At 59.4% G+C, this 18119-nt stretch carries 20 protein-coding genes and 2 pseudogenes; 18 read left to right on the top strand and 4 right to left on the bottom strand.

What is annotated here, in order from left to right; all coding sequences use genetic code 11:
* Genes LB564_RS24880 through LB564_RS24865 form a run of 4 tightly spaced genes read left to right on the top strand, consistent with a single transcriptional unit; the run spans position 1 to position 2350 of the window.
* Positions 1 to 426, top strand: coding sequence for a hypothetical protein (locus tag LB564_RS24880; protein ID WP_224541739.1), 426 nt, complete (start codon positions 1 to 3; stop codon positions 424 to 426).
* A gap of 15 nt (positions 427 to 441) precedes the next feature.
* Positions 442 to 798: a hypothetical protein gene (locus tag LB564_RS24875; RefSeq protein WP_140707804.1), complete on the top strand. Its 357-nt coding sequence runs from the start codon at positions 442 to 444 to the stop codon at positions 796 to 798.
* Positions 799 to 809: 11 nt separating this feature from the next.
* Positions 810 to 1775, top strand: a complete 966-nt coding sequence (locus LB564_RS24870) for an OmpA family protein (RefSeq protein ID WP_224541738.1) — start codon at positions 810 to 812, stop codon at positions 1773 to 1775.
* A complete protein-coding gene (locus LB564_RS24865; RefSeq protein ID WP_140707800.1) occupies positions 1772 to 2350 on the top strand; it encodes a hypothetical protein in 579 nt (192 codons plus the stop codon). The genes LB564_RS24870 and LB564_RS24865 overlap by 4 nt, the downstream gene beginning before the upstream one ends.
* A 287-nt stretch (positions 2351 to 2637) precedes the next feature.
* On the opposite strand, the pseudogene LB564_RS24860 reads toward LB564_RS24865, so the two are convergent.
* Both LB564_RS24860 and LB564_RS24855 read right to left on the bottom strand, forming a co-directional pair.
* Positions 2638 to 3014, bottom strand: a pseudogene (locus LB564_RS24860) (DDE-type integrase/transposase/recombinase); the annotation flags it as partial.
* A gap of 373 nt (positions 3015 to 3387) precedes the next feature.
* Positions 3388 to 3675 carry a MarR family transcriptional regulator gene (locus tag LB564_RS24855; RefSeq protein ID WP_318012849.1) on the bottom strand — a complete coding sequence of 96 codons (288 nt, stop codon included), beginning with the start codon at positions 3673 to 3675 and terminating at the stop codon, positions 3388 to 3390.
* A 153-nt stretch (positions 3676 to 3828) separates the two neighbouring features.
* On the opposite strand from LB564_RS24855, the gene LB564_RS24850 reads away from it, so the two are divergent.
* From LB564_RS24850 to LB564_RS24785, 14 genes and pseudogenes are all read left to right on the top strand, one after another.
* Positions 3829 to 4365, top strand: coding sequence for a hypothetical protein (locus tag LB564_RS24850; protein WP_140707796.1), 537 nt, complete (start codon positions 3829 to 3831; stop codon positions 4363 to 4365).
* 3 nt (positions 4366 to 4368) lie between these two features.
* Positions 4369 to 5043, top strand: a complete 675-nt coding sequence (locus tag LB564_RS24845) for a lytic transglycosylase domain-containing protein (protein ID WP_140707794.1) — start codon at positions 4369 to 4371, stop codon at positions 5041 to 5043.
* 7 nt (positions 5044 to 5050) lie between these two features.
* The gene (locus LB564_RS24840; protein WP_140707792.1) at positions 5051 to 5356 is read left to right on the top strand and encodes a TrbC/VirB2 family protein; all 306 of its coding nucleotides are present in this window, start codon (positions 5051 to 5053) and stop codon (positions 5354 to 5356) included.
* Positions 5353 to 5691 carry a type IV secretion system protein VirB3 gene (locus LB564_RS24835; protein WP_224541736.1) on the top strand — a complete coding sequence of 113 codons (339 nt, stop codon included), beginning with the start codon at positions 5353 to 5355 and terminating at the stop codon, positions 5689 to 5691. Before LB564_RS24840 ends, LB564_RS24835 begins: the two co-directional genes overlap by 4 nt.
* Entirely contained in the window at positions 5666 to 8065 is a 2400-nt protein-coding gene (locus tag LB564_RS24830) for a VirB4 family type IV secretion/conjugal transfer ATPase (RefSeq protein ID WP_224541734.1), read from the top strand. The genes LB564_RS24835 and LB564_RS24830 overlap by 26 nt, the downstream gene beginning before the upstream one ends.
* A complete protein-coding gene (gene virB5, locus LB564_RS24825; RefSeq protein ID WP_140707786.1) occupies positions 8065 to 8763 on the top strand; it encodes a P-type DNA transfer protein VirB5 in 699 nt (232 codons plus the stop codon). Before LB564_RS24830 ends, virB5 begins: the two co-directional genes overlap by 1 nt.
* Positions 8760 to 8996, top strand: coding sequence for an EexN family lipoprotein (locus LB564_RS24820; RefSeq protein WP_140707784.1), 237 nt, complete (start codon positions 8760 to 8762; stop codon positions 8994 to 8996). Before virB5 ends, LB564_RS24820 begins: the two co-directional genes overlap by 4 nt.
* A gap of 4 nt (positions 8997 to 9000) precedes the next feature.
* Complete coding sequence (locus LB564_RS24815) at positions 9001 to 9897, top strand: type IV secretion system protein (RefSeq protein ID WP_140707782.1); 897 nt, start codon at positions 9001 to 9003, stop codon at positions 9895 to 9897.
* Positions 9898 to 9923: 26 nt separating this feature from the next.
* Complete coding sequence (locus tag LB564_RS24810; RefSeq protein WP_224541732.1) at positions 9924 to 10217, top strand: type IV secretion system protein VirB7; 294 nt, start codon at positions 9924 to 9926, stop codon at positions 10215 to 10217.
* Between the two features lie 5 nt (positions 10218 to 10222).
* Positions 10223 to 10894: a virB8 family protein gene (locus tag LB564_RS24805; protein WP_224541730.1), complete on the top strand. Its 672-nt coding sequence runs from the start codon at positions 10223 to 10225 to the stop codon at positions 10892 to 10894.
* 32 nt (positions 10895 to 10926) lie between these two features.
* Positions 10927 to 11748, top strand: coding sequence for a P-type conjugative transfer protein VirB9 (virB9, locus tag LB564_RS24800; protein WP_224541728.1), 822 nt, complete (start codon positions 10927 to 10929; stop codon positions 11746 to 11748).
* 11 nt (positions 11749 to 11759) lie between these two features.
* On the top strand, positions 11760 to 12932 hold the full coding sequence (gene virB10, locus LB564_RS24795; protein WP_140707778.1) for a type IV secretion system protein VirB10: 1173 nt from the start codon (positions 11760 to 11762) through the stop codon (positions 12930 to 12932).
* An 8-nt stretch (positions 12933 to 12940) separates the two neighbouring features.
* Positions 12941 to 13954 (top strand): P-type DNA transfer ATPase VirB11, encoded by a 1014-nt coding sequence (virB11, locus tag LB564_RS24790; RefSeq protein WP_140707776.1) that lies wholly within the window; start codon positions 12941 to 12943, stop codon positions 13952 to 13954.
* A gap of 133 nt (positions 13955 to 14087) precedes the next feature.
* Positions 14088 to 14266 (top strand): annotated as a pseudogene (locus LB564_RS24785) (transposase); the annotation flags it as partial.
* 1088 nt (positions 14267 to 15354) lie between these two features.
* Here the strand turns inward: LB564_RS24785 and LB564_RS24780 are convergent.
* Positions 15355 to 15657 (bottom strand): hypothetical protein, encoded by a 303-nt coding sequence (locus tag LB564_RS24780; RefSeq protein ID WP_140707774.1) that lies wholly within the window; start codon positions 15655 to 15657, stop codon positions 15355 to 15357.
* A gap of 356 nt (positions 15658 to 16013) precedes the next feature.
* The gene (locus tag LB564_RS24775) at positions 16014 to 17975 is read right to left on the bottom strand and encodes a PAS domain-containing sensor histidine kinase (protein WP_224541726.1); all 1962 of its coding nucleotides are present in this window, start codon (positions 17973 to 17975) and stop codon (positions 16014 to 16016) included.
* Between the last annotated feature and the right edge of the window lie 144 nt (positions 17976 to 18119).

Raw genomic sequence — 18119 nt, 5'->3', positions numbered from 1 at the left:
ATGAAAGTGCTCGCAGGGTTCTTGGTTTCGACTGTTCTTCTCCTGTTTGCCGGAGAAGGTCTTCAGGCGATGCCGCTGTCCCACGCCTCGTGTGCACATGCCGTGTGCAAAGCCCCCTTCATCGAAGGGGTCTCCCACAAGCATCATCACCGCAAGAAGCAGATCTATCCGGGTGGCGAACAATGGCAGTGCGCGGATGGTGAGATGCCCGATGGCAACGGCAACTGCCTGCCTGTTGCCGGCAGGCGGAACAAGACGCAGCAGCAGGCTCTCCCTCCAGTGGAGCAGTGCCCGGCAGGCCAGAACCTGAACCCGGGCACCGGCAATTGCTTCTCATGCTCCCACAACGACCATTTCGAAAATGGCCGTTGCGTGCCCTGCCAGCAAGGCTTCCATGTGAGCGGAGAGAGCTGTGTTGCCAATTGAAACGTGGAGGGTCAAATGTCAGACAACGCATCCATAGTGAGTGCAATTGCCGGTATCGCGATTGCAATGACGAGCACGCAGGCGCTGGCAAGTTGCAAGCAGGGGTTCTGCGTCAGCGGCCGTGATGAAGGATCCGTGCATATCGTAGAGTTCAGCACCACCTATACGAATGTCGATCATTTCAATGTATCGTCCGAGCGCATTGTCGGCGGGCAAATCGAACTCGGCAAGAACGAGACGCGCTTCCAAGTGTATATTCCCAGAGGTAAGCCGCCTACATTCAGCTATGCGATCCAGGCCTGCGCCTACGGCGGATTTCCGCCGCGGTCCAACTGCAAGCCTTGGGTTACCTTCACTCATACCGTGAAATGATAGAGGACGGGATGAGGATTATCCTGGCGACGATGGTTGTCCTTTCACTCTACCTTCCGGCGCATGCCGACGATGCGCAAGGCTGCAAGGACGCAGCACTTCTAGGGCGCTATCAGGGCGCCTCGATTGCCTGGTGCCGGTTCAAGGATTTTGATGAGCTGCAATTCATAGACGCACCGCATGACTATGGTGCATTGCTGGACCGCAATGCAGTGCAGGATCATTCGGGCGTCGAATGGCTTAAAAAACAGGGCCGGTCCAGCGAAGTTCGTTATGATCTGGCACCCGGCAGTTCGACGCTCGAGGTTGCGACAAACTACGAGGCGGCGCTCAAGTCGAAAGGGTTCTCGATCACCTTTTCCTGCACGGATCAGGAGTGCCTCACCGGCAGTGTGCGCGACACCTATGTTCTGGGCGAGCAACTGGATCCGGGCAACGTCGTCTCCACATCTTATGCCGATCATGCGCGTTATTTGCTGGCGGAGCTGAGCAGGCCGGAAGGCGACATCTATGCCAGCGTGCTTGTGGGCGATGATCAGGACAGATCCACAGCCTTCATACGCATCCTCGAGGAAAAGCCGATGGATGGCGGCAAGGTCGAGTCGCCCAAGGATCTCTCGGCCACATTGCAGCAGCAGGGCAGCGTCAATGTCTATGGCATACTCTTTGATTTTGACAAGGATGTGGTGAAATCGGAATCAAAACCGGCCCTTGACGAAATCGCCAAGGCGTTGAGTTCAAACCCCTCAATGCGCCTCAAGATCATTGGGCATACCGACAACCACGGCACAGCCGATTACAATTTGGATCTTTCAAGCCGGCGAGCGGCCAATGTCTCAGCGGCCCTGGTGGGAGGATATGGCATTGATCCCTCGCGTCTGAGCTATGAGGGTGCAGGCCTTACAAAACCCATCGCCTCCAACGATTCCGACGACGGCCGGGCCAAGAATCGCCGGGTCGAGCTGGTGGTGCAATGATCCACGGTTTCAAAACACTCATCGTCACAACGGTGGTGGTGGAATCGCTGGCGTCGGCCCAGGCCGCGACCGTCGTAAAATGTGAAACCGAAGACACCTTCATCGAAGGCTGGAAAAGTCCTATCACGCTAACCTACACTGGTGGCGACACCGGCGAACTCTCAGTCACATCTGACCACGTGAATTTCACCGTTCCCGCGCATCTGACCAAGGATCAGACTGATCTGCAGGGCACGAAAGTGGAACGGATCACGATGCTGGGCACAGCTCAGACCACCTCCAATATGCCGGAACCCGCCGCATTGAATACATGCATTGCAGGTGAGCTCAAACCGCAGCAGCAGACCGATACCGATGCTCAGGCCAACGCGTTTCTGAAGTGCGCCGGCAAAGTCCCATCGGTTCAAGTGCCGGTTACGGCGCATGCGATGATCATGCTGTTGCCGATCGACGATCCAGGAAAGCTTGAACCGATTGTGCAAACCAGCCGCCAGTACCTAGGCGTGAAATCTCCCTGGGGTGGAGACATATTGCTGGAAACTATCCCGGGTGGAGACTGCAAACTCAGCGAATGACGACCAATCGCAATGGCTGGCCGCGAACACTACCTTGACGCGCATTCCCGTATACCTTGTCGAGGACGGCGTCGGCCATTTACGGGCGTGACGCCCGTTGCCGTTGGCAACGGGTGAATGAAGACCAGCTTGTGTGTCGGCGCACGGTGCGCCTAGGCCGCCGAATAGGGGCTCTTGGCTGACCTTGCCCCAATTTCTATCCAGTTTTGAGTTCGTTTCCGGCGTAGGTTGTGCCCTGCTGGGTGGATGAAGCGACGGGCGCTGGCGCGGAGCCTTTGGCATAGCGCAGAGGTGAACTCGCTGCCATTGTCGCTGACGATCATCCGCGGCCGGCCGCGCTCGGTGATAAGCCGGTCCAATTCGTGGGCAACCCGCATGCCCGAGAGAGACGTATCAACGATGAGTGCTAGGCACTCTCTCGTCGTCGACGACGGCCAGGATGCGGAAGCGGCGCCCGTCGGTGAGCTGGTCCGATACGAAGTCGAGCGACCATCGCTCGTCGGGTCCCGATCGCCCGCTTGCGGCCGCCACGGCGGCGAACGGCGAGCTTCTCCTCCCGATAGAGCCGGAACAGCTTCTTGTGGTTCACGACCAAGCCCTCCACCCCGGCCTCGTGTTCCTTCAAAATTCCGATGATCTGCTCTTCAGAGAAGCGGCTACGTTTCATGTCCTGGTCCTCTCGATGGGCCAGAACGAACTTCAAACCGGATTAGGTCAGAGGGGCAAGGTCACGGCGAACAGCCGAACACCTTTATCTATCATCGCAATCTTGGCCGTTTGAGTCCCATGGCCGCAGCCGCGCTCTTTGCCAATTGCAAAGCCTCGATGCGCGCCTCGGCGGCCAACGTTCGATAGCCCACGTAGCGTCGCACGACGCTGTGCAGCCAAGCCCTCAGGCCTAACCCGTCGCACACCGGCTAGTCTTCACGGAGTCGCTGCGCCAAAGTATGCTTGCGCCGTTTGGCGCAAGCATACTGGACGTTTTTTCCCATGTGACGCAAGAGTTTTCGTGTCTTCAGCACACTGGATTGGCCTGATCAGGCGCCGTAGACGCCTTGAAGCTTCTCGAAAATTTCCGGCGCGATCTCATACTGCCGGGCCTTGCCACGGCCGATGGACGTCCGTCCCCAAGACTCCTTCAGGAGCCCGCGCACGACCAGCGGGTCAATTACTTCCTGAGCCGCTTTCCTAGTCATTCCAGTCACTTCGGTGACATTGCTTATGGTCAAGGCGGTGTCCGCTTTTTGCAGCGTGTACAGGAGATTTATCATGCCCAGCTGGCGTAGACGCGAATTGGGCGTCTCGTCCGGCAGGAGCTTTGACATGATCTCGTGCGTAGCCAAGGTCGCAAATACCGTGTTGTGCCAGCGCTGGTTTAATGGGCTTGGCATCTTCTTAACTATGCGTTATCGTGCAGTATGACAAGGTGGTGAAGCCTCCGGGCTGGCGGGCTAGTGAAGAGACAAACGGGGAGTAGCATGAAAGATGCAGTCATTCAGGCGCTTTCCGCCGTTTTACTCTGCGTCCCAATATACACTTTTTCGAGCTCTATGGCGCGTAGCGATGACTGGGGATGTCAGGTTCTCCTATGCCTCTCGAATCCCGGCGGCGCCACAGAGTACGGTGAATGTCGTCCGCCAATCGAGCGGTTGTGGAAACATTTGGCGCGAGGGCGATCCTTTCCGATTTGCCGCGGCGCCGGCTTCACTGCGACGAAGCCGCGTTACGAACCGTATTACTGCGATGCCGGATTCCGCCTCGTCACCAGATCGAGTGATCGCGGCCGCAGCGAAATGGGATGCGTTTCCACCGAACTCCAGACGGTCAGCGCGGATCTGTGCAGGAACAATGACAATGGCGGCCGTTCTGGCACCCTTGGATCCGCTCGTTGGGATCTATCCGACGGGAAACGCGTCTGCAAGGCCTACGTGAAGGAACGGCCGCATGTCCGCGAACAACCCCGCTATATCGACCTGACGATCGACGGCGCAGGCCAGCAGCGTGTGTGGTTCTAGCTCATGCCGGTAGCGTTCCTCGATCTCGCCCAGCAATGCGCCCCGCAAATCGCCAGGGAAACAATAGCCGCCGTCGTAAGCGTCGAGAGCGGCTTCCAACCCTTCGCCATCCGCATCAATTCCGATCGTCCGCTCGCCAAGCAGCCGAAGACCAGAGCCGAGGCGATTGAGACGGCAACGGTCCTGATCGCCGAGAGGCACAATATCGATCTTGGCCTTGGCGGCATAAATTCGGGCAATCTCGGCCGGCTCGGATTGTCCGTCAGCGACGCGTTCGACTTCTGCCTCAACCTCAAGGCCAGCGCCATACTCCTTGACGGCTATTACCGTGTTGCCCTGCAGCGCGGTGCGACGACCGCGCAGGCTGAGACGATCATGCTGCGGAGCTATTTTGGCAATGGCGACGCGTCGGTCGGCGAGATGGTCGGCTACGAGAGCCGCATCCTGGCCGAGCGCGCGCGACTGTCTGGCCGTCTCGAAAGTATCGAGATCGCGGAAGCGCAGGCGCAGGCGTTACCGGCACGCGAGCGGGCAGGGGAGGCGACGGTCGCCGCACCCGACAGCAGCCCGAGTAAAAGGGATCAGCAGCCATCCCAGACCTCAGTGCCGCGATGGGACGTTTTCAATCCGGGGCGGCAGTCCTCCGTCCTCGTCTTTTCCAACGAGCAAAAGGAGTGATGAACATATGGCCCTATTGGCGCGCATCAGGCCTCTCGCGACAATCGCGACAATGGCAACTGTGTTTTCGCTGGCCCTGATCGAGCCGAGCTTCGCCCAGGCGGGTGGTATCGAAAGCGTCCTGCAGAACATCGTCAATATGCTGACCGGCAATGTGGCGCGGCTGCTGTCGATCATTGCCGTGATCATCGTCGGCATCGCCTGGATGTTCGGCTACCTAGACCTGCGCAAGGCGGCGTTCTGTGTGCTGGGCATCGGCATCATCTTTGGTGCAACCGAAATCGTCAACACGATCTCCGGTGGCGGCTCATGAGCGAGAAGACCAACCTTGAGGAAGACACGTTGTTCCTGGCGTGTACGAGGCCAGCAATGATCGGCGGCGTCACGATGGAGGCTATGGGGGTCAATATGATCTCCACAACCATTCTCTTCATCGTCGCCGGTTCAGTCGCCTATGCCTTGGTGGGCGTCGTTGTCCATTTCATCTTCAAGGCGGTCGTCAAGCACGATCACAACATGTTCCGCGTGCTTCTCGGCTGGATCGATACCCGAGGCAGGGCGCGCAATACCGGGCTGTGGGGTGGATCGAGCCTCACCCCGATGAAGCTCGTCCGGCGCTATGATGAAAGGGATCTCGGCTTTGCCTAGTACCGCGATCGTCAAGAGCCGTGAGCTCGAACCAGAGACCTTCATTCCCTATCTCCGCCACGTCGATGAACGGATCATCGCGCTCGATTCGCGTGCCCTGATCGTGATCATTGCTCTCGAAGGCGTATCTTTCGAGACGGCCGACACACTCGACCTCAACGCGCTGCATCGCGACCTGAACACGCTCTATCGCAATATCGCCGATGAACGGCTGGCGCTGTGGACACATGTCATCCGCCGCCGCGACAACGAATATCCAGACGGCGAATTCACCAATACCTTCTCGCGGACGCTGAACGAAAAATACCGAGCCAGGATGATTGGCGAGGATCTGTTTCGCAACGACCTCTATCTCAGCCTTGTCTGGCATCCAGGGCGCGATGCGGCGGAACGCGTGGTGGCGTTCCTGTCGAAGTTGCGCAAGGCGCGGCGGCGGGGGGTCGAACTCGACGAGGCCGCGGTCAAGCATCTCGATGATGCGATCGTCGACGTCACAGCCGGCTTGAAACGGTTTGGCCCACGGGTGTTGTCGTTGCAGGAGCGCGACGGGCTGATCTTCTCAGAACCGAGCGAAGTCCTTCACCAGCTGGTGGGAGGGCGTCGCGAGTCCATTCCGTTGACCGAGGGCCGGATTTCATCGGCCGTCTATTCCGATCGCGTGATCGTCGGACGTGAGACGGTCGAAATCCGGCATGAGGGCTCGAGCCGTTATGCCGGCATGTTCGGCTTCAAGGAATATCCAGCCCGCACCCGGCCGGGCATGTTCGATGGCCTGCTGACCGTTCCGTACGAACTGATCCTCACCCAGAGCTTTTCCTTCCTGTCGAAGTCCGACGCCAAAACAGTGATGGGCCGCAAGCAGAACCAGATGGTCAGCGCCGGCGACAAGGCCGGGTCGCAGCTTGAGGAACTCGATGATGCGCTGGACGATCTGGAATCGAACCGCTTCGTGTTGGGCGACCATCACCTGACACTGACGGTCTTCGCCGGATCGGTGGAGGAACTCACAGACAATCTCGCGAAGAGCCGGACGCATCTGACCAATGGCGGTGCTGTCGTGGCTCGCGAGGATCTCGGGTTGGAGGCCGCCTGGTGGGCGCAGTTGCCGGGCAACTTCCGCTATCGCGTACGGTCCGGCGCCATAACTTCGAAGAACTTCGCCGCCTTTTCTCCATTTCATTCCTATCCGACCGGACAGCGCGACGGCAATGAATGGGGTCCTGCGGTCGCCATGCTGAAGACCGCATCGGGTTCGCCTCTCTATTTCAATCTGCACTATGGCGATCTCGGCAATACATTCATCGGCGGGCCCTCCGGATCCGGCAAGACCGTCCTGCTCAACTTCCTGCTCTCGCAGGGGGAAAAGTTCGACGCGCAAATCGTCTTCTTCGACAAGGATCGTGGCGCCGACCTATTCGTGCGCGCCGCCGGCGGAACCTACCTGCCGCTGAAGAATGGTCGTCCGACAGGTTGCGCGCCTTTGAAGGGAATGGAACTGACGCCGGAGAACAAGGTGTTCCTGGCGCAGTGGGTGGCGAAGCTGGTGGGCTCGAAAACCCGCGAGCTATCCGTCTCGGAAGTTCGCGACATCGCCAATGCCATCGACGGACTCGCGGACCTGCCAGTCGAACGGCGCACGATCGGGGCACTGCGCACATTTCTCAACAACACCGATCCGGAAGGCATTGCAGCTCGGCTGCGCCGCTGGGAGAGGGGAGGGCCGCTTGGCTGGGTGTTCGATCACGTCATCGAGGATATTGGGCTCGGTGAATTTGGTGTGGGCCGCAAGTTCGTCGGCTATGACATGACCGACTTTCTCGACAATGAGGAAATCCGAACGCCGCTGATGGCTTATCTCTTCCACCGGGTCGAGCAGCTGATCGACGGTCGTCGCATCATCATCGTCATCGATGAGTTCTGGAAGGCGCTTGCTGACGAGGGTTTTCGCGATCTGGCCCAAAACAAGCTCAAGACCATCCGAAAGCAGAACGGACTTATGCTGTTTGCCACGCAGAGCCCGCGCGACGCGATCAATTCGCCGATCGCGCACACCATCATCGAGCAGTGCCCGACGCAGGTGTTCATGCCGAACTCCCGCGGCAGCCGCACCGACTATGTCGACGGCTTCAAGCTGACCGAGCGCGAATATGAGCTGATCGCGCGCGAGCTCTCCAACGAGAGCCGCCGCTTCGTCGTCAAGCAAGGCCACAACAGCATCGTCGCCGAACTCAATCTCGGCGGTTTCGACGATGAACTTGCCGTTCTTTCGGGCCGCACCGGCAATGTCGAGCTTGCCGACACGATCCGGGCCCAGACCGGGGACGATCCGGACGCCTGGCTTCCTCTCTTCCAGCAGCAAAGGAGTGCAGGCTGATGCGTATGCGCAATTCCGTGATGGCCGCCGTCGCCATACTTGCCGTGTCCGCTGGAGCCGCCGGCGCGCAAGGGATTCCGGTAATCGACAAAACGGCGATCCTGCAATGGGCGAGCCAGCTCGAAGCCATGAAGGAGCAGTTCGACGCGCTCAATAAGCAGATCGCGCAAGCAGAACAGCTTCATGAATCGCTGAACAAGCTCACCAAAATGGCCGATGTCGCCTCGCTGTTGAACCAGCCGGAAATCCGAAAGGCCTTGCCGCAGGGCTTTGCTGCCATCGAAGGCCTGCTCAACGGAAACGGCTCGGGCGTGTTTGGCGACTCCGCCTCGAAATTTCTCGAAGGCAATTCCACCTATCAAACCTCGGCCAACGACTTCTACGCCCGGGAACTTGCCCGCATCCAGCACCGCAATGCCGGTCAGATGAGCCTTGGCCAGCAGATTTACGATGCCGCCACCAAGCGGATCGACGGGATCGATCAGTTGCGGCAGCAAATATCCTCGGCCGGCGACGCAAAGGACATCGCTGATCTTCAGGCCCGCATCCAGGCGGAAAGCGCCTTCTTGCAGACCGATCTCCTGCGCATGCAGGGGCTTCAAATGGTGCAGCAGGCGCAGGCCCAGGTCGAGGAGCAGCGAAAGGCCGAAGACTGGCGAAAACGCATCGACACCATGAACTCGGCGCTCGCGCAATGAAGCACGCCGCTGCCCTTGTCATGACGGCGTTGCTCGCGGCGTGTTCCGAACCACCGCCGGCAACGGTCATCACCGTCAGCGGGTTCCTCGCCGACGAGAGCCTGCGCACTGACCATATCGGAGAATGCCGTGAGAACCCCGGAGAGCTGAGACAGACGCTCAATTGCCGAAACGCTGAAGAGGCGGAGGGCAAAGCCCGGCTGGAACGCATGAACAAGGCGCTGGGAGGATAGCGTCATGTATACCGTCTTCGACTTCCTCGATCGGCAATTCACGACGCCGCTGCAGAACTTCATCAGTTCCGGCACGAGTGGTATAAGCGCGTGGGTGACGGGGCCGTTGACGGCGGCGCTGACGCTCTACGTGATCCTGTACGGATTTCTGATCCTTCGCGGATCGGTGCAGGAGCCGATCATGGAGTTCGCGTTCCGCGCGATAAAGCTCGCCATCATCCTGATGCTGGTCAGGAACGCCGGCGAGTACCAGACCTATGTGGCGAATATCTTCTTCGAGACGCTCCCCAAGGAGATCTCGGAGGCGCTCAACGCAGGAGGCGCTCCAAGCGCTACGACTTTTGACAGCCTGCTCGACAAGGGTCAGAAGTCCGCCAACGATATCTGGGCGCAGGCCGCTTGGCCGGTCGATCCGCTGACCGGTTTTGCAGGCCTGGTGATCATCGTTGTGACGTTCATCGTCGCCTCGATCGGATATGTGGTGTCGCTCTACGCACGCGTCGCACTTGCAATCATGCTCGCGATCGGGCCGATCTTCATCGCACTCGCCATGTTCCAGAGCACACGGCGGTTCACCGAGCAGTGGATTTCGCAGCTCGCCAACTTTGTCATTCTGCAGGTTCTCGTCGTCGCGGTCGGCTCGCTGCTGGTCACCAGCTTCGCGACCATGTTCACCACCGTCGAGGCCTATAGCGACGTCCTGATGCGTCCGATCGCTGTCGGCGCCATCGGCCTGGCTTCCCTCTACGTCTTTTATCAGCTGCCCGGCATCGCCTCTTCGCTCGCGTCCGGTGGCGCTTCGCTGACCTATGGCTATACCGCGGCGCGCGACGGGCACAACAACAGCGTGGTCCGCAGCATCGGCTGGGGCTGGAGCAAACTGACCGGGAAGAAGGCCTGACGCAAGGCCACGAGGAGAGTTAAAGATTGAGTGCAGTACGAATTGTCACACTGATTGGCCTGCTATCTGCCGTCTCCGGCTGCGCCACACTCAGCCACCCACTACCCAAATGCGACGGTTATGCCAAACGGCCCCTCAATCGCTCGATGTGGGATTGGGAGGCGAGCAAGGCGGGGGTGGACAAGCAGCAATTCTCGCTTGCCGATGGCAGTGAGGCCGCGCTCGCGTTCGCCGAGCGGCCTGCTGAACCTACCATAGAGACGGCGGCTTTCGCCTCGTTCGATGAAGACGGATCCCACACCGCCTGCCGGGCAGGGTAGGGGGCATGGTGACGACGGACAGTCTCAAGGATTATTTCGACAAGGCGCGGCGCTTCGATCAGGACCGGATGGCCTCGGCCGAACGCTCCCGTCGGCTTGCCTGGTTCGTGGCAGGGGTTGCCAGTGTACTCGCTTGCATGTCAGTGACGGCCGTGGTGGCGCTGACGCCGCTGAAGACCGTCGAGCCATTCGTCGTTCGCGTCGATAACTCGACGGGCATCGTCGACGTGGTGTCGGCCCTGTCGTCAGCGGCCGGAAGCTACGATGAGGAAGTCACCAAATATTTCGCGGCGCGATACGTTCGTGCGCGGGAGGGCTACGCCTGGTCGGAAGCGGAGGAGAATTTCCGCACGGCATCGCTGATGTCGAATACCGCCGAGCAGCAACGTTTCGCGGCCGCCTATCGCGGCAGCAATCCGGAATCGCCGCAAAACATTTACGGCCGATCAGCGACGTCCCGCATCGGGATCAAGTCGATCTCGCTCATCAACACCAATGTCGTTTCCGTTCGCTACACGCGCACGATCACGCGCGGTGAAGATGTTCGCACCACGCATTGGGTTGCAACGATCACCTATTCCTATGCCAATGCCCCGATTTCCTCCAGCGACCGGTTGGTGAACCCGCTTGGGTTCGTAGTGAGCGAGTACCGAGCCGATCCGGAGGCTTTGAATTGAACATACGAACTCTCTTCGCCGCGGCTGTCGTCGTGGTGCTGACGATGCCACCCGCTACGGCACTCGAAATTCCTGCCAGCGCACAGCAGGACAATCGCGTGCGCTTCGTCAGTTATCAGCCTTACAATATCACCCGGATCGTCGGCACGATCCGTTCGTCCGTCCAGGTGGAGTTCGCCACCGACGAAGAAATCGCTCATGTCGCGCTCGGCAACACGGTCGCTTGGGAAGTCGCCCCGGCCGGGAACATCCTGTTTCTGAAACCACGCGAGAACCAGCCGGCAACGAACATCTCCGTGGTGACGACGCGGCGGGACGGCTCCAAGCGCAGCTATCAGATGGAACTGGTGGTGCGCGACGGCTCGGTGGACGCCGGGCAGAACACCTATTTCTACGTGAAATATCGCTATCCGGCCGATGAAGCCGAGCGGCGCCGGCTCAAGGAAGAGGCGCGCAAGCGAACGGCAGAGGCTGGTTATGCCGACAAGGTGCTTGGCATCCATGAACAATATGGACCGCGCAACTGGCGCTATTCCGCGCAGGGCAGTTCAGCCATCGAACCGCAAGCGGCTTACGACAACGGCAAGGTCACGACGTTCTCGTTCAGCGGAAATCAGGAAACGCCGGCAATTTACATAGAGAATTCGGATGGAACCGAGAGCCTAGTGCCGAAGACGGTGCAGGGCGATCTCGTTCTTGTTCATGCGATCAGCCGTAAGTTCATCCTGCGGCGCGGCTCCGACACGCTGTGCATTTTCAACGAGGCCTATTCGCCGGTCGGTGTGGATCCCGGCACCAATACCACATCGCCGTCGGTGGAGCGCGTGGTGAAGGTTCCGGCGGCTGGCCAGTAGGGGAGGGCAAGATGGCAGAAACCACCGAAACGAACATCCCCGGCGAACGCGGCCAGACCTCAGGTGCCCGCAAGGTCAACACCAATCCGTTGCTCAAACGTGGGGTGGTCGTCTTGGCGGTTGTCTCCTTCATGGGTTTTGCCATTTGGTCGATGCGGCAGACGCCGAAGAACGAAGCCGAGCAGCCGGGATCGGGGGTGATCCGCCAGACGACGGAGTTCGAACCGGCGCGGGCGGAGCCCGAACCGGTGGCGCTCCCCGTACCTGAGATCAAGCTGCCGACGCCGGCCCTGGAGACGGCTGAGGCGCCTGCAGCCGATAAACTTCTCGAAGCCGCCAGACGCGCGCCGGTGATGGCGTTTGGTGGAGGCCGGACCGGCAACAGCGCCAGGCAGTCGAGCGCTTCCGAAACGAGCGCCGACCCCAACTTTCTTGCGGTGGATGGCCTGCTTGGGGGAGGAGGGCAGGGCGAAAACGAGGATCAGCGCTTCAACCGCATGCTGAAGCCGACGATCCTTGAGGGTTCGAAAGCGGGCCATCTTGGTAATCGCAACTTCATCGTTGCCATGGGCACATCAATCCCCTGCGCGCTGGAAACCGCGCTGTCGTCGGACCAGCCGGGCTTTACAAGCTGCGTGATTACCCGTGACGTACTCTCCGACAATGGCCGTGTGGTGCTCATGGAGAAGGGCACCCAGGTCGTCGGAGAGTATCGCGGCGGTCTGCGCCGTGGGCAAGGCCGCCTGTTGGTTTTGTGGAATCGCGCAAAAACCCCGACCGGCGTCATCATCACGCTGGCGTCGCCAGCAACCGACGCGATTGGCCGTGCAGGTTTTGATGGTTACGTCGATACGCATTGGTGGGAGCGCTTCGGGAGCGCGCTGCTCCTGTCCGTGGTCGGCGACGTCGCGACCTACGCCGGTCAGGAATTGCAGCGCAGCGATGTCCAGGCGCAGGGCACGACAAGCGCCGGCAAGGAAGCGGCCGCGATCGCCGTCGAACAGTCGATCAACATTCCGCCGACTCTGATGAAACATCAGGGTTCGCTAGTTTCTATCTTCGTGGCGCGCGATCTCGATTTCTCGACGATCTACCGGCTGCGTGTGACTGAACCGCGCAACACGATCTACGATCGGGCGGTGATGGGCGACTTCTATCCGAAGTCCGATCTGGTTAGGAAATAGAGTAGGGGATGGCAGAAAACTCCGATGCCGGCGTCGTCCGCCAACTGCTTCTTCCGCTCGATCGCTTCCTGAAGGACAAGAGCCTCTATGAGGTCGTCATCAATCACCCGGGTGAGTTGCTGACGGAAGGAACGGGAGGCTGGCACCGCCATGAGCTGCCGGACCTGTCATTCGACAAGCTGATGCGCCTTGCCAGGGCGGTCGCCAGCTTCTCGAACCAGGGCATCGATGAGACCCGCCCGCTCCTGTCCGCCACCCTCCCGGATGACGAACGCATTCAGATTGTTATCCCGCCGGCGACGACACGAAACACCGTTTCCATCACCATCCGCAAGCCATCATCGGTTTCGCTGTCGATGGCGGATATGGAGGTTGGCGGCCTGTTCGAAGCCGTCGTGGCCGGCACCGATCAGAAGGCTGGCGAGGATCCGCTGCTGGCGACTTATCGCAGCGGCCACTATCGCGCCTTTCTCGAAGGTGCGGTTCTAGCGCGCAAGAACATCATCATTTCCGGCGCCACGGGTTCCGGCAAGACCACGCTCTCCAAGGCCCTGATCCAGCACATCCCGAAGGACGAACGGCTCATCAGCATCGAGGACACGCCAGAGCTCGCGATTCCGCAGCCGAACCATGTCCGGCTCTTCTATTCCAAAGGCGGTCAGGGACTGGCAAAGCTCGGCGCTAAAGACTTGCTCGAATCGTGTCTGCGCATGCGGCCCGACCGCGTGCTGCTGCAAGAATTGCGTGACGGCACCGCATTCTATTACATCCGCAACATAAACTCCGGACACCCCGGCTCGATAACAACGGTGCACGCGGATTCGCCCGCTCTCGCCTTTGAACAGCTCACGCTGCTCGTCAAGGAATCCGAAGGCGGACAGGACCTCGACCGCGACGATGTCCGAAATCTCCTGAGGATCTCGATCGACGTCATCGTCCAGTGCAAACGTATCGGCGGTCGCTTCCGCGTCACCGAGATCTATTTTGCCGATTCTGCTCGATCGGCGAGCGCTAATCGATGAGCGACGTCGCCCAGTTGCATGGCGATCGACGCGGCGGGCTTTGCATCCGAGCATATTGTTGTCGAGCTGACCTGCCACTGAGAATTTCCTCCATCTGAGATTAGAGTCCGGGCCTTGATTGAAGGACGGACTGATGAAGAGAAAGCGGTTTACGGAAGAGCAGATCATCGCGGTCTGCGCGAGCACGAGGCGGGTGCAAAGGCGGGCGGTCTGGCCCACAAGCACGGGGTCTCCAAGACGACGCTGTATGACTGGAAGGCGAAGTATGGCGGGATGGACGTGTCGGACGCCAAGCGCCTGAAGGCCTTGGAATCGGTCGCGCAGCTCGCCATGCGGCTGGGATGCTTGTACCGGGAGGCGGTTCATAGCCCGATTGCGGGCCGTACGAAATAGCTTATGCAGCATGACCCGTGAGGCGCGGTATCCGGCCGCCGATTTAAGCGCCGCCGTGGCGAATCCCAATCGTGGCGCTGGATGCGTGAGCTTCGATCGATAGACCAAGCGCTCAAACATCGGGAGGGACCAAGAGGCTCGTGGACACTTGTTTCCACAAAACAGGCGTCTCTCGGCGACATGAGGGGCCAGAGCACATCCAGAGATCGGTGATGCGGTTACGTAAGGGCTCGCTCTGCTGATCCGAAATCCATTTAAAGAGGTGGATCGTCGCAAAACGCGTTCAGCGAGGACTTTCGTAGTGCCGCGGTTCTGAACCCTATCCGAGCGCCCGTGGCATGGCCACTCGGTTGTCGTGATCGATGAGGGATGCCAACGGGATGGCACTGCTACAGCACGCTTATCCAGTGTCCAGTGGGACGAAGGGTTGCTCAAGGCAGTCAACGCTATCTTGGAGAGGCGCCCAAGCTGCGATGTCGAAGCAAGCAGGCTCATCCGAGTCTATGACAAATACGAACACACCGTAGGTGCAGCGGCCACACACACCGTGGCCCATCTCGTGGCGATGCCCCACGCTCTCGGTCGTGTCGATGTGAATTTTTAGCGCTGTCGCCGGCGAAGGGCTTGAGGGTGGCTATGGAAGAGTTGCGTCTATCCTATTCATCCAGTGACATCGAGGGTGATCACCGCCGAACAGGCAGGGGTGTACAAGCCTGTCCAACAAATATTCGACTTCGCACATGATGCGCTTGGCATTGGCCGCGCGGATGTCATGCACATTTGTGCTAGCCGCATCTCGATCTCCCCGCAGCGCGAAATTTCGGGTTCCGCTGCATCTGTATCTAGCCGCGCGCGGATGAGGCCTGACGCACTGCCGCTGGCCATCCAAGTTGTCGGAAGGGTCGGGTCCGTGGCTGTCGGTTGAACACCGAGTTGCTGGCGCGGCTCCCCCGGCGGTCGCCCGCCACGATCCTACCAATCTCTTCGCCCGGGAAAACCCGTTCGGACTATGTCAGTTCGTAGTAAAAATCGCAGATCAGATCCGCGACCTTCACAGCTTCAAAGTCCGTCATGTGAGCGGTCGTCTCCATGGCGACCGCTTCCATATTGTCCTGGTCGGCGGCCAGTAAGTCCAATATCTTGGCAAACTTGAACTTAAGCTCCCGGTCACCGTCGAACTCATCGAGAGTCACGTGCAACACGTTTAGGTTTGCATCAATTAATCTCGTTTGTATGGGGTCGGAAGAGGCCGCCAGCGTGCGAACTGCTGCGAAAAAATGCTCGCGCGCATTGGCGTATTTGTCGTCCATTTTTCAAGCCTTATGGTCAAGCAATGCGCCCTGGACGTGGACGATAAGGCTGGACTTACGCTTTGGCTGAAGCCGAGTCAACAAATGACGGCAGTGAGGCGGGCATATCAGCAAAGAGATCGCGAGGAACTTGGCCAGCATTTCGCCTGCGTCGCTCTGTTGCGTTGAAGTCGGCGACGCCCGTCGGTTTGGTCGCTCGGGCCTGCGATCGACTTCGTTGTCAAGTCCGATCGCGCTCAACTGGGTTGATCGACCAACGGTCCGGGGCGGGCGACAGCGGACGAACATCGGCAACATCGCGCCCACGATGCCTGACACCCCATACGGCACACGATGGTCCAGGTAGCCGACGGCCTCTAGTCGATTTTTAGCATGTCGGTAACCTTGGCCGCCAGCTTTTCCATTGCGAACGGCTTGGTGAGAACGTGCATGCCTGGAGCGAGATGCCCGTTTCCAACAGCGGCATTCTCTGCGTAGCCAGTGATGAAGAGTATCTTCAAACCGGTATGGAGTTCTCGGGCGGCGTCCGCAAGTTGCCGCCCATTCATGCCTCCTGGCAGGCCCACGTCGGTGACCAGCAGATCGATCTTTTCCCCGGAACGAAAAGCCTTTAGACCGGATGCCCCATCAGCGGCTTCGATGATGCGATAACCGGAATCTTCCAGCACTTCGCTAATGAGCATTCGAATGAGTGGCTCGTCATCCACGACTAACACCGTGCCGCCAAGTCCCCGAGGCATAGGATCATCTGCCATAATATTTTCGTCTTCGCCTGTCTTGCCACTGAGCCAATGGCGCGGGAGATAAAGCGCTACGGTGGTGCCCTTCTCGACTTCGGTGTAAATGCGCACTTGGCCGTTGGACTGGCGGACAAAACCGTAAATCATGGAAAGTCCAAGTCCCGTGCCTTCTCCGGTCGGCTTGGTGGTAAAGAATGGGTCGAATGCACGAGCCACAACATCCGGCGGCATACCGGTCCCGGTGTCGCTCACGCTAACCTGAACGTATTGCCCAGGGCGCATGTCGCGCTCCTTTGCGATTTGGTCGTCCACCCACTTGTTCGCCGTCTCAATCGTAAGCCGCCCTCCGTCCGGCATTGCGTCCTTGGCGTTGATGCACAGGTTGAGGATCGCGTTTTCGAGCTGGTTGGGATCGCAGATCGTGGTCCAGAGGCCAATCGCAAGTGCCGTTTCCATTTCGACCGTCGGGCCGATCGTGCGGCGGATCATTTCCTCCATGCCGGTGATCAGATCATTTGCATTGGTTGGCTTCGGGTCAAGCGTTTGCCTTCGGGCAAAGGCCAGGAGCCGATGGGTAAGGGAGGCGGCCCGTTTCGCTGCGCCCTGAGCGGACGTGATGTAGCGGGAAAGCTCATCAGTCCGCCCTTGGGCCAAACGTGTTTTCAGGAGGTCCAGGCTTCCGGAGATTCCAGTCAACAAGTTGTTGAAGTCATGCGCGAGGCCGCCCGTCAGTTGTCCAATGGCTTCCATCTTCTGCGACTGGAACAACTGCTCTCGGGACTGTTCCAGCTGCCGCTGAGATTCTAGTCGTTCCGTGAGATCGCGCGTGATTTTTGCAAAGCCGATCAATTCGCCGCCATCGTCATGAATCGCGTCGACGATGACGTTTGCCCAGAACATGGCCCCGTCCTTGCGGACTCTCCATCCTTCGGCCTCGTAACGGCCCTCCTTTCGCGCCGTTTCAAGGACGCGAAGCGGCACCGCGGCCTCTTGATCCTCAGGCGTATAGAAGATCGAAAAATGCTTGCCTAGAATCTCAGCGGCACCGTAGCCTTTAATCCGCTCGGCGCCGGTGTTCCAGTTCGTGATCTTCCCTTCTGGATCAATCATGTAGATGGCGTAGTCCGTCACCCCTTGCACCAGCAACCGAAAGCGCCGTTCGCTCTCCAACGCCGCTCGCTGCATCTCATGATGGTGCGTGATATCGCGGGTGACCTTGGCGAAGCCAACCAGTTTTCCGTTGTCAAAAATAGGATCGATCACCACCAGTGCCCAGAAGCGCCTGCCATCCTTGCGCACACGCCAGCCTTCAGCGTGAAATCTGCCCTCGGTTGCCGCCTGCTTCAGCGCCGCTTCCGGTACTCCGGCGGCGCGATCCTCATCCGTATAGAAACGCGAGAAATGTTCGCCGATGATCTCGCCAGCGGTGTACCCTTTGATGCGCTCTGCACCTGGGTTCCAACTCTGAATCGTTCCCTCCGTGTCGAGCATGAATATTGCGTAGTCGACGACACTTTGAACCAGCTGCTCGGCAGCGGTCTGTGAGAGCTGTGGGTTTTGGTGGTTGTTGTCAGGCATCTGAGCTACATAGTGCTTTGCTCGCATAAAGCTACCCGAGGATCCACTTTGTCCACGCGGCACTTTGTGTCTATCGCTAACCGAAACAAGGCGCGGCAAGCATGAACTCGACGCAAATCCCTGTCCCGAGGGATGGCGGTCATG

The sequence above is a fragment of the Mesorhizobium sp. ES1-6 genome, assembly GCF_020164775.1.
In the GTDB taxonomy this organism is placed as follows: Bacteria; Pseudomonadota; Alphaproteobacteria; order Rhizobiales; family Rhizobiaceae; genus Mesorhizobium.
The sequence above is the reverse complement of the archived record's forward strand: the minus strand, read 5'-3'. Positions and strand labels throughout refer to the sequence as shown.

Bases quoted from the DNA above. Each gene is read 5' to 3' on its own strand.
- LB564_RS24880 (WP_224541739.1), top strand. From the start codon at position 1: ATGAAAGTGCTCGCAGGGTTCTTGGTTTCGACTGTTCTTCTCCTGTTT.
- LB564_RS24875 (WP_140707804.1), top strand. From the start codon at position 442: ATGTCAGACAACGCATCCATAGTGAGTGCAATTGCCGGTATCGCGATT.
- LB564_RS24870 (WP_224541738.1), top strand. From the start codon at position 810: ATGAGGATTATCCTGGCGACGATGGTTGTCCTTTCACTCTACCTTCCG.
- LB564_RS24865 (WP_140707800.1), top strand. From the start codon at position 1,772: ATGATCCACGGTTTCAAAACACTCATCGTCACAACGGTGGTGGTGGAA.
- LB564_RS24855 (WP_318012849.1), bottom strand. From the start codon at position 3,675: ATGTCAAAGCTCCTGCCGGACGAGACGCCCAATTCGCGTCTACGCCAG.
- LB564_RS24850 (WP_140707796.1), top strand. From the start codon at position 3,829: ATGAAAGATGCAGTCATTCAGGCGCTTTCCGCCGTTTTACTCTGCGTC.
- LB564_RS24845 (WP_140707794.1), top strand. From the start codon at position 4,369: ATGCCGGTAGCGTTCCTCGATCTCGCCCAGCAATGCGCCCCGCAAATC.
- LB564_RS24840 (WP_140707792.1), top strand. From the start codon at position 5,051: ATGGCCCTATTGGCGCGCATCAGGCCTCTCGCGACAATCGCGACAATG.
- LB564_RS24835 (WP_224541736.1), top strand. From the start codon at position 5,353: ATGAGCGAGAAGACCAACCTTGAGGAAGACACGTTGTTCCTGGCGTGT.
- LB564_RS24830 (WP_224541734.1), top strand. From the start codon at position 5,666: ATGAAAGGGATCTCGGCTTTGCCTAGTACCGCGATCGTCAAGAGCCGT.
- virB5 (WP_140707786.1), top strand. From the start codon at position 8,065: ATGCGTATGCGCAATTCCGTGATGGCCGCCGTCGCCATACTTGCCGTG.
- LB564_RS24820 (WP_140707784.1), top strand. From the start codon at position 8,760: ATGAAGCACGCCGCTGCCCTTGTCATGACGGCGTTGCTCGCGGCGTGT.
- LB564_RS24815 (WP_140707782.1), top strand. From the start codon at position 9,001: ATGTATACCGTCTTCGACTTCCTCGATCGGCAATTCACGACGCCGCTG.
- LB564_RS24805 (WP_224541730.1), top strand. From the start codon at position 10,223: ATGGTGACGACGGACAGTCTCAAGGATTATTTCGACAAGGCGCGGCGC.
- virB10 (WP_140707778.1), top strand. From the start codon at position 11,760: ATGGCAGAAACCACCGAAACGAACATCCCCGGCGAACGCGGCCAGACC.
- virB11 (WP_140707776.1), top strand. From the start codon at position 12,941: ATGGCAGAAAACTCCGATGCCGGCGTCGTCCGCCAACTGCTTCTTCCG.
- LB564_RS24780 (WP_140707774.1), bottom strand. From the start codon at position 15,657: ATGGACGACAAATACGCCAATGCGCGCGAGCATTTTTTCGCAGCAGTT.
- LB564_RS24775 (WP_224541726.1), bottom strand. From the start codon at position 17,975: ATGCCTGACAACAACCACCAAAACCCACAGCTCTCACAGACCGCTGCC.